Raw genomic sequence first — 15,254 nt, 5'->3', positions numbered from 1 at the left:
TTTAGGGGAGGGCCATGCGCTTCATAAAATTTCTTTTTGGAGTTTTAGCGGCAGCGATGTTTGTTAGCGTTGCCGCCGCACAGGAGTTCCGGGCCACATTAACCGGGAGGGTAAGCGATCCTTCAGGCGCCGTGGTACCGGATGCTGTCATTACCATTACCAACACAGCCACGGCGGCCGCTACCGTGGTGCGCTCTGGTACTTCAGGCGACTACTATGTTCCCTTTCTTGCGCCAGGTCCTTACAACCTCACAGTAGTGGCATCCGGCTTTGAAAAGTATGAACGGGTAGGTCTGCAACTGGACACGGGGGCCAAGGTCACAGTGAATGTTGCCTTGACAGTAGGCAGCACGTCGCAGACAGTCACGGTTGCCGCGCAATCACCGTTGTTGGATACGGCCTCCGCTGATGCCGGACAGGTCCTGACGACAAAGGAAATCGAGGACCTGCCTAGCAACGGCCGCTCGGCGCTGGGTTTTGCGCGTGATGAATATGCTGTGGTTCCCAAGCTCAAGCATGCGACGTCTCAGGTCCGCCCCTTTGACAATTCAGGCGCCAGTGATTTTTCGCTGGGCGGCGGAAACTCTCAAAGTAATGAGATTGAATTGAACGGTACTCCCAATATGGAAGACAGCGGACGTGTCTCTGCTTTCAGTCCGATGCTGGATGCGGTAGATCAGGTCCGTGTGGATGTTTTCTCCTCGGACGCATCTCTGGGAGATACGTCCGGAGGGACGGTAGACATCACCACGAAAGGCGGAACAAACCAGTTTCACGGGTCTTTGCTGGAGTTCTATGAAACATCGGCGCTGGCGGCGCAGCCATTCTTTAGTACAACCACCCAATCGACACATCAAAATCAGTTTGGAGCAGCGGTGGGCGGTCCTGTATGGATTCCCAAGGTTTTTAATGGGCGTAACCGGTTGTTCTTTTTCTATGCTTACGAGGGATTCAGTACAAAAGCGCCCGGTACAACCATCGCATCGGTACCCACTGATGCTGAGCGTTCCGGGGATTTTTCGGCCTTACTGGGAGTGAACAGCAGCTATCAACTTTACAACCCGTACAATGCCACCATGTCGGGCGGGAATGTGAGTCGGCAGCCGATTCCGGGAAATGTTTTTGCCAATGCGGGACTAACCATTAACCCTGTCGCCCAAGCATATGTGAAGTATATCCCGCTGCCTAACTATAGCGGCCCTACAACAAAGCCGGATGGGGAGAACAACTTTCTTGCCAATACTCCCACCATTTTCGATTACCGTTCCAGCGAGGGCCGACTGGACTACAACGTAAGCCAGGCGGACAAGCTCACTTTCGAGCTCCATCGCAGCAATAACAATCAGACGCAGACGGGAGTCTTTCCGAACATTGCCGAGGGATCGACCAGCATTACCAACATCTGGGGAGGGATGCTGGACAATGTCTATGTTTTTACTCCCAAACTTTTTCTGGACACGCGGCTGGGCTTCTCCCGGACCCTCCAGCAGAGCGCAATCCCCAGTCAGGGATTGAATGCTTCTGCTCTAGGCTATCCCTCTTATATGGCTTCAAACTCAAGGTTCCCTGCGATGCCACGCATTTCATTCAGCGATGGAGCAAGCATTCCCAGCCTCAGCACACAGCCAGGAAGCATCGAAAAATTTGTTACCTATCAGCTTTTTACAAATCTGACCAAAGACTGGGACCGGCACACGCTGAAGACGGGAATGGATTTCCGGTTGAACAAACTTGGCACCCAGAATCCGGGCTATTCTGCCGGCACCTTTTCTTTCACAAATGCTGCGGGGAACTGGGTGACGGCAGGCACAAACAAGGCGGCAGCGCCATTTGGCGACTCTCTGGCTGAATTCCTGTTAGGGCTGCCTATGAGTGGAGAGTATGACATTAACGACTCCTTCCTATACAACAACTGGTACTTTGCAGGGTTTTTGCAGGACCACTGGAAGCTGACACACGAGCTTTCACTGGACTTGGGTCTGCGGCTGGAGCATGAAACTCCCATTACTGAAAGTCATAACAAGGCAGTGATTGGCTTTGATCCAAATGCTGTGAACAGCGCTACGGCTGCGGCAGAGGCGGCCTTTGCCGCGGAAGCCTCAAAATACCCGGCCGCGCCAGCAAGCTTTTCTCCGACGGGTGGCTTGCTCTATGCATCTTCTGGCAACCGCAGCAACTACTCGACACAATCGCTTTATGTGAGTCCCCGCATCGGATTGGCCTATGCTCCGGATGCGCTGCATGGCAAGACCGTCTTTCGAGGTGGTATGGGGCTGTATTACAACCCATTCAACGACTATTACACGCCACAGGCATACGGATACAGCATTGCAAATACACTCATTGCCAGTAATAACAATATGCTGACCCCCGCAGCCACCCTATCGGATCCATTTCCTGCTTCTTCCAATCCTTTGCGCCAACCGTTTGGTAGCAGCCAAGGAATCAACACCTATCTCGGACAATCCATTACTTTCACCAATCCAAGGCCGAAGGCGGCTTATAGTATCCGCTGGAGCTTTGATATTCAGCACGATCTTGGACACAACACGATGGTTCAGGTCGGCTACATTGGCAATCATCAAGTGCATATGTCCTATACAGCACCATTAGATTATTTTCCGGTCGGTCTCCTCAGCCGCTCGGCCTATTACGATCCGGTTGTCACCAAAACTTATGGTTCTGCCGTGGCCAATCCTTTTTATGGACTTATCCAGGGTAGCGGCATTGGTACAGGAAAAACCATTACGCTCAGCAGTCTTTTTAGCCGTTTTCCGGAGTACTCCAGCGTAAATGAACAACTGGTTCCTGCTGCTTCATCCAATATGAACATGCTGGTGGCGCGCATCACGAAGCGGCTTTCCTCAGGGCTTGCGGCCAACATCAATTATGAATATTCCCGGTTGCTGGCTGCGGCGAGTCCCCTGAATGCTGGAGGACCGCTTTGGTATGGAACCAATGCGTCGGATTTTCCGCAGCATCTGGCCGTGACCGTAACATATGATCTTCCCTTTGGACGGGGTAAGGCCATTGGCAGAGATGCGGGCCATCTGACGGATGCAGTCATTGGAGGATGGCAGGTTGCCGGCATCTACATGTGGGAATCAGGCACGGCCCTGAGCTGGGGAAATGTTATCTATAATGGCAACTGGCATGACTTTCACAATACGCCACATGATTATCAGCATGCCTTTAATACCACCGTATTTGATACAAGAACGAAAGACTCCAACGGGAACCAGATACAGCCAAACCAATACAATTACCGGACATTCCCCCTCTATGCTCTTCGTTCGGACCCCTCCAATAATTTGGACTGCTCTGTGTTAAAAAACTTCAGCTTTACCGAGCGGACGATGCTGCAGCTTCGGGTGGAGGCATATAATGCGATGAACCACCCTCAGTTCAACAGCCCGAATGTCAGCCCCACTTCCCAGTCTTTTGGGACTTCCACCAGCCAGATCAATTCACCCCGAGTGCTGCAACTCGGTGCCCGATTCGTTTTCTGAAACCAGCTGTAAGCAGATCCGGAAGCGTCTCACCGGTCCTTGTGGTTAAGTGCGACAGGGGGTGAGGCGCTTCTGTTTTTTGACGATGTTCTTCGTTTCTTTTTCAAGCCCACCGATCTGCGCAATTCTCCTTGTCTGGACCTCGTTCTGAGAAAAGTCAAAATTTTATTTGTCGCGCAGCTCACCCTATGGTAACTTTTAGACTGTTACTAAAAAGAAGTATTAAATTACTAAAATAACCATAAATTTATATTACCTATGCCCTTGACTTGCCTTGGCAAGGCCCCGTTCTCTCGGATCGCGTTGTACGCAGGTGTCATTTGTTGTTCCCGTTGAGGTGCTTTTTTAAAGCTTCAGAGGAGTTGCGCGGGAGCTTGAGCAGCGCTGATCCGCCCGCCGAGTAACAGGATTGCGCGGATCTTAAGACCTCCTGATTGCAGGTTCTGTGGCAGAACCAAATTCAGTCATCCCTGGGCCGGAAGTTCGGCCTTCATTTTCGATGTCAGGTCTGGCAAATCATGGCCGTGTCCCTGACAAAAGAAGGCAGGTTGACCGGACCACTCGATTGGTGCAGCAGAGCGGTGTTGTTCATGGTGGAGGATCGGATGAAAGAGTGCAGCCAAAGTTCTTTTCCGTTGACCGTTGCACAGCGGGGGTTATGGTTCAGTCAAAAGATTGCTCTAGGCGCCCTGATGAACATTGCCGAGGCAATCGAAATCTGTGGTGCCATCGATCCGGTGATCTTCAGAAAAGCCCTGCATCGTGTTGCCAGTGAGGCTGAACAGCTTCGGGTTTGCATTGTGGAGGAAGACGGCAAGCCCAGGCAGATTGTGCGGGCCGCGTATGAAGGCGAATTTCCTTATCTCGACATGAGTCTTAGGCCGGACCCGCAGGCTGCTATCCATGAGTGGATGATGGAGGAGTTGTGCCGCCCGCTGGATCTGGCAAGAGATCCGCTCTGGGTATCTGCCTTGCTGAAAGCAGGAGAAGGCCGCTATTTCTGGTATCACCGTGCTCACCATATTGTGAATGACGGTTATGGTGGAGGCCTGGTGGCCCGAAGGCTGGCCGAAGTCTATACAGCATATGCCAGGGGACATGAACCTGCTCCGAACCAATTTTGCACAGTACAGGCAATGCTAGAGGCTGAGGCTGGGTATCGCGCCTCGGAGCGTTTTCAGCGGGACCGGGAATACTGGCTACGGCAATTGGACGGAATGCCTGATCCTGTCACTCTATCGCGCAAATCCGGCCATCATCAGTTGAGTGGTAGTCTGCTCCGCAGCACAGGGTATCTTTCTGCAGAAGTAGTGCGGAGTCTGGCCGGTATAGGAAAACTGGGGGGTGCCAGCCTGCCCCAGGTCTGGACCAGTCTGGTAGCGGCATACTACCACCGCTTTACGGGTGCAGAGGATCTGGTTTTCCGGATGCCAGTTTCTGGACGGCTTTTACCTGCACTGCGGTCGTCCATCGCGGTGGCTGCCAATATTGTACCGCTGCGGCTCCATTTTAATGCTGAGATGACCTTTGGCGACCTGCTCACGCAGGCATCGAGAGTCATGCGGCAGGCTCTGCGGCACCAGCAATACAGGTATGAAGATTTGCGCCGTGATCTTGGTCTGGTTGGGCACAACCAGAACATTGCGTGGCTTGGCGTAAACATTGAACCCTTTGATTATCGGCTGAGCTTCGATGGAGCGCAGACCATCACACATAATTTGTCGAATAGCGGCGCGGAAGACCTGACAGTATTCGTCTATGACCGCGGCACCGGCGCGGATGTGCGTTTTGATTTTGATGCAAATCCATTGTTGTACAGCCAGGCAGAGTTGGATGAACACAAGCGAAGATGGACCAGACTGACGGAGCAGGTGCTGGAACATCCCGCGATACCTTTGCGGCAGTTGGACATTCTCGGAGAAGAAGAGCGCCGCACTCTGATGGTTTCATGGAACAGCACGAGAAAGTCATGGTCTTATGCCAGTGTTCCGGCACAGGTGGCCCAATGGGCAAGGCTAACGCCAGATGCTCCTGCTGCTGAGCATGGCGGTCGGCAATTGAGCTACCGTCAACTGCACGAACGCAGCGTAAGGTGTGCACTGGGCCTGATGGCCGCCGGAGTGAAGCCGGGAGACATCGTAGCAGTGGCCCTGCCGCGCAGTGAGCAGCTGTTGATAACACTGCTGGGTATTATGCGCGCTGGAGCTGCTTATCTTCCATTGGACCTGGATGGTCCTGAGGAACGGGCATCTCTGGTGATTGAGGACGCCTCTCCTGCTGCTTTGATTGCTGAAGCTACGATGCAGGAGCGATTTTCCGGAGATTTTATAAGGCTGGATCCTGATTCGCTGCAAGCAGGCGTACAGGGCCAGGACTCCGGGCCGGATTACAGCTCTCCCGATGGAGTCGTATATGTGCTTTACACCTCTGGCTCTACCGGGAGACCGAAGGGCGTGGAAGTAACCCATAGAAACCTGGCGAATTTTCTGGAAGGTATGCGGGAACAGTTGGCGCCAAAGGCAGACGACCGATTTCTGGCGCTGACTACGATTATTTTTGACATTGCCGGGCTTGAGTTGTATCTGCCTCTTACCATTGGCGCCTGCGTTGTGATCGCAGATGGTGAAGCGCTTCGCAATCCACCGCTGCTGGCAAGGTTGATCGAGTCCAGTGGCGTGACCCATGTACAGGCCACTCCCTCCGTATGGCGAATTCTTATGGCCAGTACCGCAACGAAGCTGGATGGTGTGCATGTGCTGGTGGGCGGAGAGGCTCTGACTGCGGAATTGGCTGCGCGCCTTAAAAGTATGGCAGCGTGTGTGACCCAGTTTTATGGTCCAACGGAAACAACGATCTGGTCCACTGCTTATCAAATTGAAAAGGTTGGGGACGATCCTCCGCCCATCGGCCGTCCTATTCTCAACACGCAGTTGTATGTTCTGGACCAGGCCCAGCAGCTTGTTCCCGTAGGTGCAATTGGTGAGTTGTATATCGGTGGGGAGGGAGTGGCCAAAGGTTACCGAAATAGGCCCGAATTAACCGAGCTGCGGTTTCTGCCGGATCCATTCTCCCCTTGCGGCTCCCGCATGTATCGCACAGGAGACTTGGTGCGCTGGAATGAACAAGGTTTCTTAGAGTTCATTGGCCGAGCAGACAACCAGGTGAAGATTCATGGCCATAGGGTAGAGCTGGGTGAGATAGAGAATGTCTTTCTGCTGCATGAGACGATTGCCGAGGCTGCTGTCACCGCGCAGCGCCACGACGACGGGTCCATTTCCCTGAATGCCTATCTGGTGCCGGTCCACGGAGCAAGCGTGGATCTGCGTTCGATTCGCTGGTTCCTTGCCAGCCGGTTGCCAAACCATATGGTGCCAGACAGCTTTACGATACTGAAGGCCATGCCCCTGACCCCTAATGGGAAGCTGGACCGTAAAGCATTGCCGGTCCCTAAGCGCGAAAGTTCTGGCATTCATGTTGAACCTGTAACGCAAACAGAAAAGAAGCTAGCGCGGATATGGCGGGAGATTCTGAATCTTGAGCGAGTGGGGCTGCACGATAACTTTTTTGACCTTGGTGGCGATTCGCTTTCCGCCGCCGAGTTTATCGCCCATTTTCCTGCATACTTTGAGATGGAACTGCCCATGGGAAGTCTGTTTGAGGCGCCCACCATTGCCAGCCTTGCCGCTTTGATTGAGCGCTTGCGCCATGAGGACAGTGACCTGTTTGGAGAAGTACTGACCTTAAGGAAAGGAAACCCTGCCAGGCATCGAGCACTCTTCTGCATTCACCCAATGGCTGGCGTCAGCATCGGTTTTTCAAACTTACTGCGTCACCTTGATGACGGCATTCCGGTTTACGGTCTGCAATCGCGAGGACTTCTGGGTGGCCCTTTGCCCGCTACCATCGAGGAAACTGCTGCGGATTATCTGCAACAAATCCGGCGTATACAGCCTCGCGGTCCGTATCGCCTGCTCGGGCGCTCGATGGGTGGGCTCATAGCACATGCTTTGGCCGTGCAGATGGAAGAGCAGAGGCTCGAGGTCGAGATGCTCGGGATGATTGATACTTTTCTTTTTCATCCAGAAGGTTTCAGTCCTGCGCTAACCGAGACAGAAGAAGTGCGCGCCGCACTCAGCTTTCTTGACATTCAGTTTAAAGAAGCAAAACCACAGAGGACACTCCAGGAGCTGGGAGAGTTTCTACTACATCCTGAAAACGCACACTTAGTACCGGCCAATCATCAGGGAATGATGAAGATCGTCCAGGCGATGATGAAGAACAAACCAGAGTTTCTGAATCATCTGACCGCTGTCATGTTGAATAACCTGAAGATGGCGCGTAATTACAGGCCTGCCCGTGTATCAACTGATCTGCTTTATTTCCATGCGACCAAAACGACCGGCAATGTAAGCGTGATTCACCGCAGTCCATCGGCGTGGAGACCGTTTGTTAAAGGAAAGATCGAAGTACATTCTCTTCACTGCCATCATGAAGAGGTCCTGGATCCTGGACCAGCGGCGATGATTGGTGCGGTCTTGCAGCAGCAGCTTTGTGGTCCCGGGGTACACCGTCTTGCACAGGTTCCCGCTGCGCTGTTGGAAGAAACAGGAGAAAGTACAGCAGCCTATGCCTGAGCTTAAGCCTGTAGTTATTTTCACAATCGGAACACAGGGCGATGTGCGTCCCTGTGTGGCCTTGGGAAAGGGAATTCGTCGCGCTGGGTATCCGGTGCGCATTGCCACAAGCACGAATTTTGCCGGGATGGTCCTCAATGCGGGCCTAGAATTCTTTCCGATGACGGCTGACTTCCAGGCAATGCTGGAGACCGACCGTTCGATTGCCGATCAGGGTCTTCATATCCGTGCGATGGTGCGCATCTTCCGGGAACGTTATGCTGGCTGGGCCGCGCACTGGGTGAAGGAAGGTCTGGCAGCAGCCGAGGGTGCTCGATTGCTGATTGGCGTCAGCAACAGCATCCTTTTGGCCAAGGCATTATCGGAAGCGTGTGAAATACCTTATGCGATTGCGCGCCTGCAACCGGCCACGCTGTCGGGGATATTACCGCCTGTCATGTTGATCCATTCCCAGCGCAGGCTCCCGCGTATGGTGAGCCTGGGGGCGCATTGTGTGATGTTTAAGCTCTTCTGGAGTGTGATGCGTCCGGCCATCAACGACATTGTACGGCCCCAGCTTGGTCTGTCTCCTTATCCGTGGTACGGTCCATATTTTCGCGATTTGCACCATTCGAAAGTCATCAATGGCTTTAGCCAACGAGTGCTTCCGCGGCCATCAGACTGGACAGTGAACTCACAGGTGACGGGATATTGGTTCCTCGATCAGGAACAATGGAGTCCTTCTGAAGCATTGAAAGATTTTCTTGCTGCGGGACCAAAGCCTGTCTATATCGGCTTTGGGAGCATGGTGAGCAACCAGGCAAAGGAATTTACGCAGACCATTCTTAGGGCAGTAGAGAAGAGCGGTCAGCGTGCTGTGATTGCCACAGGTTGGGGCGGTCTTGAAGGTGAAGATGGCCTCTACAATCAGCGGATTTTTTTTCTACGCCATGCGCCTCATGACCAGTTGTTTCCACTGATGTCTGCTGCAGTTCATCATGGCGGAGCCGGGACGACGGCGGCGGCTGTTCGCGCAGGCATTCCCTCAGTGATTGTTCCATTTTTTGGAGACCAGCCTTTCTGGGCGGCCAGGCTTCACAGCCTGGGAGTAGCTCCTCCTGCACTGGAACGCAAGACGCTCACTCCTGACGCTCTTTCGTCCGCGTTGATTGCTACTCAGCAGCCAGCGATGTGGCACAAGGCCAAAGATCTGGGAAACGCCGTACGCGAAGAAGATGGCGTTGGCGAAGCAATCCGCTGGTTGTGTAGATGGCAACTGCTGCCGACTGCACAAAGGGATGCTGCTGCGGTTCAGGCCGTGGAGGCGATGGCGTGAAACGTCCATTGACGATGTTTGAACGCGCTCTCTATTTTGGTGCGGGCTTTCATGTAAATGTGATGATTACGGCCCGAATCTCAGGTCTTCTTACAGAAACCCAAATACGCCATGCATTGAGGCGAGTGCAGGAAAAGCACGCAATTCTGCGTTGTCTGGTGGTCGAAGAAGACAAACGTCCCTGGTTTGTCATGCAGGAAAATCCTGTACCGATTCCCATACGGATGATAGAACGCCGCCATGAAGACGATTGGCTGGATGTGGCCATGCAGGAGTCACTGCAGCCTTTCGAAGGAAGCAAGGGGCCTTTGGCACGATTGGTCTGGGTGCAGGGGAAAGAACAGAGTGAGTTATTGCTGGTGTGCAGTCATGCACTTTGCGATGGCCGATCCTTAGTGACCTTGCTGTGTGAGATTCTTCTGCTTTGTGATCAGCCCCATGCAGACATTGGTGTCAGAACATCCATGAATGCCTTAGAGGAGGTCTTTCCCGCTGATGTTTGGGCAGACCGTCGACTACAAAGGCGGATTCGAGTCAAGGTAGCTGCTGCCAAGTTCATGCTGCGGTTGACGAGGACGAAGCCTGCGTGGACATATGGCAGGATCTATCGCTGTCTTTGGACCATGGATGAAGATGTGTCGCAAAAACTGATTGCAAATTGCAAGAAGGAAGGGACCAGCGTTTTTGCTGCGCTGAGTATTGCCTGTATGAAAGCCTTTGCAAAGGTATGCGGGCCGGAACGCATCAGGAAGTATGAAGCTCCTGTGGATTTCCGGCGTTACCTGCCCGGTTTGCGTAGCGACAGCCTGTTTGCGATTGCACCTACGATCGAGCTGTCCCTGCGAAAGCTGCACAGGATTGCTCTGACAAAGGAAAACTTCTGGGGACTCGCACGTTCTCTTAAAGCTGATATGGCTGCTCGGATGGAAAAGCTCAACTCCAGTGTCTTTCCGCTCTTTCTAGGAATGGAGCAGTTCCATGATGTGTATGACCGGATGGCTGCTTATGCTCAATCCAAACGTGCAGGCAGCAAAGTCTCCTTAAGCTACGTAGGCAAAATTGACTTGCCGCAGCAATATGCAAAGTTTCGCCTGCTGGACATCTGCGACATTTCTGCCATGATGTTACCCACACCTGCCCACCTGATTGCGATGTACAGCTTTGCAGGCCGCTTTCATTTTTCTCTTGCTTCGGATGAATCTTCTCTTCCCCATGCCGAAGCAATGGAGATCAGAAACGAGATCATGACGGAACTCCATCGTTGTGTTGAAGAACGGCCAGCAACAGGGGCATTGGCTGCAGGCGCTACTTTGGCCGCACCTGCGGAGGCCTCATGATGTTCCAGATGAGACAGGCGCCGATTCTGGAGATCGGGAAACGGTCCAGGCCCCTCTTGCTGCCGGAACGAACGATGTTCCGCGAAGGCCAAACTCCATTCAGCAGCCTTTTTACCATTCAGATATCAGGCAAGCTGGAAGAGGGCCAGATCGTGCGCGCACTGGCCAGTATTCAGAACAAACACCCGCTACTCCGTTGCGTTGTGCAGGGACGGTCCTTTGTGTTGCTGAAGCGTCCACAACCCATACCATTGCGAATTGTAGAACGCCAGAGCGATGACGATTGGCAGAGAGAAGTCCGCCGCGAATGGTGCAGACCTTTTCATGCGGCCCAGGATCCATTGCTTCGCGTAGTTTGGCTGCGTGCGAGTTTTGCCCATGAGTTGCTGCTGGTTGCGCACCACTGTATTTGTGACGGCCAGTCTGGCATTACCTTGCTTCGTGACCTGCTGGCTGCATGTGATGATCCTGCACATGTGGCAACAGAATCTTATGACGCTCTAGGAGCAATCGAAGACCTTGTACCGCAAGAGTTATTGCACAATCCAAGGTTCCACCGGGAAGTCCGGAGGAAGAGAAGAATTCTCAGGCTTGTCATGTTCTTTCGGTCCCTGCAGCCAGGACGAAAACCTGCACCACGCGTTTCTGCTGAGCAGATGTACTTTCATCGCTGGTTGCTGGATGAGGCGAGCACGAAACGGCTTACAGAACGTGCGAAAGCAGAAGGTGTGACGGTACTTTCCGCGGCAGGTCTTGCACTGATGCAGGCCTTCCGTGATGTGCGAGGAGCTGAGGGTCTGCGTAAAACCTATGCAATGGTGAACGCGCGCCGATATCTTCCACGTTTAAGATCAGATGCTCTGTTTGGAATTGTGCCCGGTATTGAATTGAGTGTGAAAGGCCTGTCATCGACAGAGCAAATCTCCATAGACCATTACTGGTCACGTGCGCGAAGGCTGAAAAATGAAATCGATCGCGCAGTCACACGCCTGGGGCGACAGGTCTACTCGTATCTGGTTGCATTGGAAGGGCTGCATGATCAGTATGGCCAGTTTGTCTTTGACACAGATAACGCTCCTGCAGTGCGGCACCTCACGATATCAAACCTGGGAAAGATTGAATTGCAGCAGCAATACCAGGGCTTCCGACTGGAAGCGGTCTACAGTCCTCTGGTCATGGTGTCGCCCACTCCCGCAAATACTGTGGTTCTGTCAACTTTTGCAGGCAGGATGGAATTCGCCATCATCTCCGATGAATTTTCCTTGCCTCATGCTCATGCACTGGCAATTCAACGGCGTTCAATGGAAATTCTGAATACCTGTGTGCTCTTACCGGGCAAAAAAGAGTCAAGCTTGGCCGGAAACTCTGTCGCAGAGCAAACAACATGAATCGAGCTGGTCTGATCTTTGTGCTGTACGAACCAACGCAGAAGTTTTTGCTCAACCTTGAAAGAGCCTCTGCTGATTGCACGAACCTTGTTGTTGTGGACAATTCCCCTTATGTAGATACACAACTGCATCTTGCCTTGCAGAAAAGGGGTCTTCCCCTCATTTACAACCAGAACCGCGGGGGACTGGCAGGAGCCTATAACCGAGGTATGGAAGTCCTTCTGCAGCAAGGATGCGATGTGGTTTTCCTTCTCGACCAGGATTCGGAAATTGAGAGCTCTTTTTTTGACAAAATGATGCAGGCCTGCAATGCACTTGGGGATGACGAGTTTCTGCTTGGTCCCAAGATTTATGAAATCAATTTGCAACGATGTATGCCCATCTTCCAGCCGGCCAGGCCTCTTCCTCACAGGGTCCGCATCGATGACCGAGAAGAAGGGCTGTTTCCTTCTTTGTGCATCATTTCCTCGGGCTCCGCAATTTCTGCTTCGGCCTATCGGAAGCTAGGGCCTTTCCGGGAAGACTATTTTATTGAATATGTAGATATCGAATATTGTCTGCGGGCTGCAGAGCAGGGCATTCCGGTATATGTCAACGCATCGGTCACGCTTCGGCAGACCACGGGAAACATTGAGCGTCATGGCAAGCGTTACACGACGAACCATTCTGCTTGGCGGCGTTACTACGGCGCCCGAAATGCTGTGCACTGTTTGCGGCTGCACCGGAAACAATGGGGACTGCACTGGGTAAGCGCCTTTCTTGCCTATCTTCAGATTCTGCGTGTGCTTCAATATGAGCCGCAGAAATTAAGAAAAACTGTAGCCATACTTGTTGGATACGTGGATGGCCTGCTAGGGAGTTTGGGCACATTCGAAGAACGGCATCCAGCAGTGGCGGCTTTTTGTAAGGCTCAGCGAAGAAAGGTTGTCTTAAAGAGCGGACCTACGGTGAACATTGCGGGAGGATTCAATGAGGCGGAAGCTCTCAGCCATCGAACACATGATTGATGGCAATATCGTCTACATCGTCACTCTCGAAGGCCATTTCTCTGAAGAACAACTCCGTTCTTCCATTCAGAGAGTACAGCGGAAGCATCCTGCTCTGCGAATGGTCATGATCGAAAAGGGAGGGAAACTCTACTACGAAGAAGAATGCGAAGCAGAGATTCCGCTGAGGATCATTCCGTATCTTAGAGATCATGACCTGGAACGGGAGCGTCAGGCTGAATTAATGACTCCTTTTCCTTACGGGCAACCGCAGTTGCGAGTAGTGTGGTTACAGTCCAATACAGACAATCATCTGTTGTTTACATCCTCACACCGCATCTGCGATGGAATGAGTATGCTTACGATTGTCCGGGAGACATTGCGGCTCCTCTCGAGCAGAGAAGAGATGGTCCCCTATCCTGCGGTGACAGCGCAGGACCTGATAGGAGACTACACACCCGCTCATCCCTGGAAGGAAAAGCTGAAGGCCCACTTATTAAATCTTCTATTACAGATGCTTCCAGCCTCAAGCCATCAGGCATTGAACAACGAATATTACCTGGAATGGAGCCTTGACAGCCCACAGACAGAGGCGCTCAAACTACGGTGCAGAGCTGAAGGGACTTCGATTCATGCGGCCTTATTTGTAGCACTGGACCGCGCTCTACTGGCTGTGCTGGGAAGAAAAAAACTACCAGCATGGATTGAAAGCCCAATGGATGTGCGACGAGGCCGCATGTCCAGATTGAAAAGCGACATGCTCTTCTTTGGTGGCGGAAGTCTGAAATTACATACTGGCGAACATGCACAACAAGATTTTTGGACGAGGGCGCGTGTTGTCCATGATGAGATACGCCGGCAGATCGAGAAGGAAATGATTGATATCCCGAAACGGTACTACTTTAATGAGCTTCTGCGTCCTGTAACACGGGAACGTATCCAGACCATGGTGCGCGTTGGAGACATGCTGAAAGTAAACGGAAGCTGGAACCGCTTCGCTTTATCGAATCTGGGAAGCATTGATCTGCAGAATGAGGCGTCCCCGTTCCGTTTAAAAGACCTCCGCCTGTATGTACATTCCTTTAACTTCCGATTGCTGGGCCTGGTTGCCTATACCTTGCAAGGCAAGTTGCGCTTTTATTACGCTGGCGACCTCGAATGTCTGGACCGAAGCCAGGCAGAGGTGTTGAAGGCCATGTTTTCAGAGATTCTGACAAAGCAGATCCATCATGAAAGTGATAGAACACCCGGCATCGCGCTTAGCGCAGCCGTCGTGTGATGGGTAGCGACGGAGTGGAGAACGAATTACAGATGAATGCAATTTATGTCTTATGGCTTCGCGAGCTGAAACGCTATTTTCGCTCACGAGTGCAGATTATTGGCTCACTGGCACAACCTGCGTTCTACTTGCTGGCACTGGGCTTTGGATTTAACTATGTGTTTGAGCAAGCGGGGCAGGGAAGTTACCTGCAATTTATGGCGCCGGGAATGATTGGGATGACGGTCCTGCTGAGCGCTATCTTTTCCGGAGTAGCCATGTTATGGGACCGTCAGTTCGGAGTTTTAAAGGCCGCACTAGTATCTCCCGTGCCTCGACTTTTTATAATGATAGGCCGCACTCTGGGAGGAACGACCATTGGTCTATTTCAAGGTGTTTTGATCCTTATCCTTTGTATGATTGCTGGCTTTCGCCCGCAGCACTGGTCTAATATGCTTCCCGCTTTTGGTTTTGTGGGAATGATCTCGCTTTCTTTTGCTGCTCTTGGAACGATGATTGGTTCTGCAGTCAAGGACGTGCAGAGCTTTAATGTCATCGGCAATTTTATGGTCATGCCGATGGTCTTTCTGTCAGGCGCACTCTATCCCCTCAGCCATCAACCTAAGGTGCTTACTGTAATCACCTTGCTAAATCCGCTTTCATACGGAGTTGATGGGCTGAGAGGAACACTTATCGGATCTTGGCACTTCAATTATTTTCTGGACATGGGACTGTTAACGATCCTGGGGGCAGTCTTTCTGGTGTTGGGTGCCTGGTTTTTTTCTAAATTGGAAATTTAGAAGGCCATCTTCAGTCTCTTTATGAAA

General features: G+C 52.3%; 8 protein-coding genes. All 8 read left to right on the top strand.

Annotated elements, in window-relative coordinates:
* Positions 1-56: 56 nt before the first annotated feature.
* The 8 genes from N655_RS0115880 (at position 57) to N655_RS0115835 (ending at position 15,227) form a co-directional block, all read left to right on the top strand.
* On the top strand, positions 57-3,509 hold the full coding sequence (locus N655_RS0115880) for a TonB-dependent receptor (protein WP_162173571.1): 3,453 nt from the start codon (positions 57-59) through the stop codon (positions 3,507-3,509).
* A gap of 605 nt (positions 3,510-4,114) precedes the next feature.
* Positions 4,115-8,143: a non-ribosomal peptide synthetase gene (locus N655_RS19460; protein ID WP_162173570.1), complete on the top strand. Its 4,029-nt coding sequence runs from the start codon at positions 4,115-4,117 to the stop codon at positions 8,141-8,143.
* Positions 8,136-9,458: a glycosyltransferase gene (locus N655_RS0115860; RefSeq protein WP_026443774.1), complete on the top strand. Its 1,323-nt coding sequence runs from the start codon at positions 8,136-8,138 to the stop codon at positions 9,456-9,458. Before N655_RS19460 ends, N655_RS0115860 begins: the two co-directional genes overlap by 8 nt.
* The gene (locus tag N655_RS0115855; protein WP_162173569.1) at positions 9,455-10,795 is read left to right on the top strand and encodes a condensation domain-containing protein; all 1,341 of its coding nucleotides are present in this window, start codon (positions 9,455-9,457) and stop codon (positions 10,793-10,795) included. Before N655_RS0115860 ends, N655_RS0115855 begins: the two co-directional genes overlap by 4 nt.
* Positions 10,792-12,183 (top strand): condensation domain-containing protein, encoded by a 1,392-nt coding sequence (locus N655_RS0115850; protein ID WP_081823757.1) that lies wholly within the window; start codon positions 10,792-10,794, stop codon positions 12,181-12,183. The genes N655_RS0115855 and N655_RS0115850 overlap by 4 nt, the downstream gene beginning before the upstream one ends.
* Positions 12,180-13,190, top strand: coding sequence for a glycosyltransferase family protein (locus N655_RS19455; RefSeq protein WP_049961488.1), 1,011 nt, complete (start codon positions 12,180-12,182; stop codon positions 13,188-13,190). Before N655_RS0115850 ends, N655_RS19455 begins: the two co-directional genes overlap by 4 nt.
* On the top strand, positions 13,153-14,448 hold the full coding sequence (locus N655_RS0115840; protein ID WP_081823756.1) for a condensation domain-containing protein: 1,296 nt from the start codon (positions 13,153-13,155) through the stop codon (positions 14,446-14,448). The genes N655_RS19455 and N655_RS0115840 overlap by 38 nt, the downstream gene beginning before the upstream one ends.
* Before the next feature lie 32 nt (positions 14,449-14,480).
* On the top strand, positions 14,481-15,227 hold the full coding sequence (locus N655_RS0115835; protein ID WP_026443770.1) for an ABC transporter permease: 747 nt from the start codon (positions 14,481-14,483) through the stop codon (positions 15,225-15,227).
* The last annotated feature ends 27 nt before the right edge of the window (positions 15,228-15,254 follow it).

It is taken from the genome of Pseudacidobacterium ailaaui, from assembly GCF_000688455.1.
GTDB lineage: Bacteria > Acidobacteriota > Terriglobia > Terriglobales > Acidobacteriaceae > Pseudacidobacterium > Pseudacidobacterium ailaaui.
The sequence above is the reverse complement of the archived record's forward strand: the minus strand, read 5'-3'. Positions and strand labels throughout refer to the sequence as shown.

Excerpts from the sequence above, each read along its gene's own strand:
- N655_RS0115840 (WP_081823756.1), top strand. The coding sequence starts at position 13,153 with ATGAGGCGGAAGCTCTCAGCCATCGAACACATGATTGATGGCAATATC.
- N655_RS0115860 (WP_026443774.1), top strand. The coding sequence starts at position 8,136 with ATGCCTGAGCTTAAGCCTGTAGTTATTTTCACAATCGGAACACAGGGC.
- N655_RS0115850 (WP_081823757.1), top strand. The coding sequence starts at position 10,792 with ATGATGTTCCAGATGAGACAGGCGCCGATTCTGGAGATCGGGAAACGG.
- N655_RS19460 (WP_162173570.1), top strand. The coding sequence starts at position 4,115 with ATGAAAGAGTGCAGCCAAAGTTCTTTTCCGTTGACCGTTGCACAGCGG.
- N655_RS0115835 (WP_026443770.1), top strand. The coding sequence starts at position 14,481 with ATGAATGCAATTTATGTCTTATGGCTTCGCGAGCTGAAACGCTATTTT.
- N655_RS0115880 (WP_162173571.1), top strand. The coding sequence starts at position 57 with ATGTTTGTTAGCGTTGCCGCCGCACAGGAGTTCCGGGCCACATTAACC.
- N655_RS19455 (WP_049961488.1), top strand. The coding sequence starts at position 12,180 with ATGAATCGAGCTGGTCTGATCTTTGTGCTGTACGAACCAACGCAGAAG.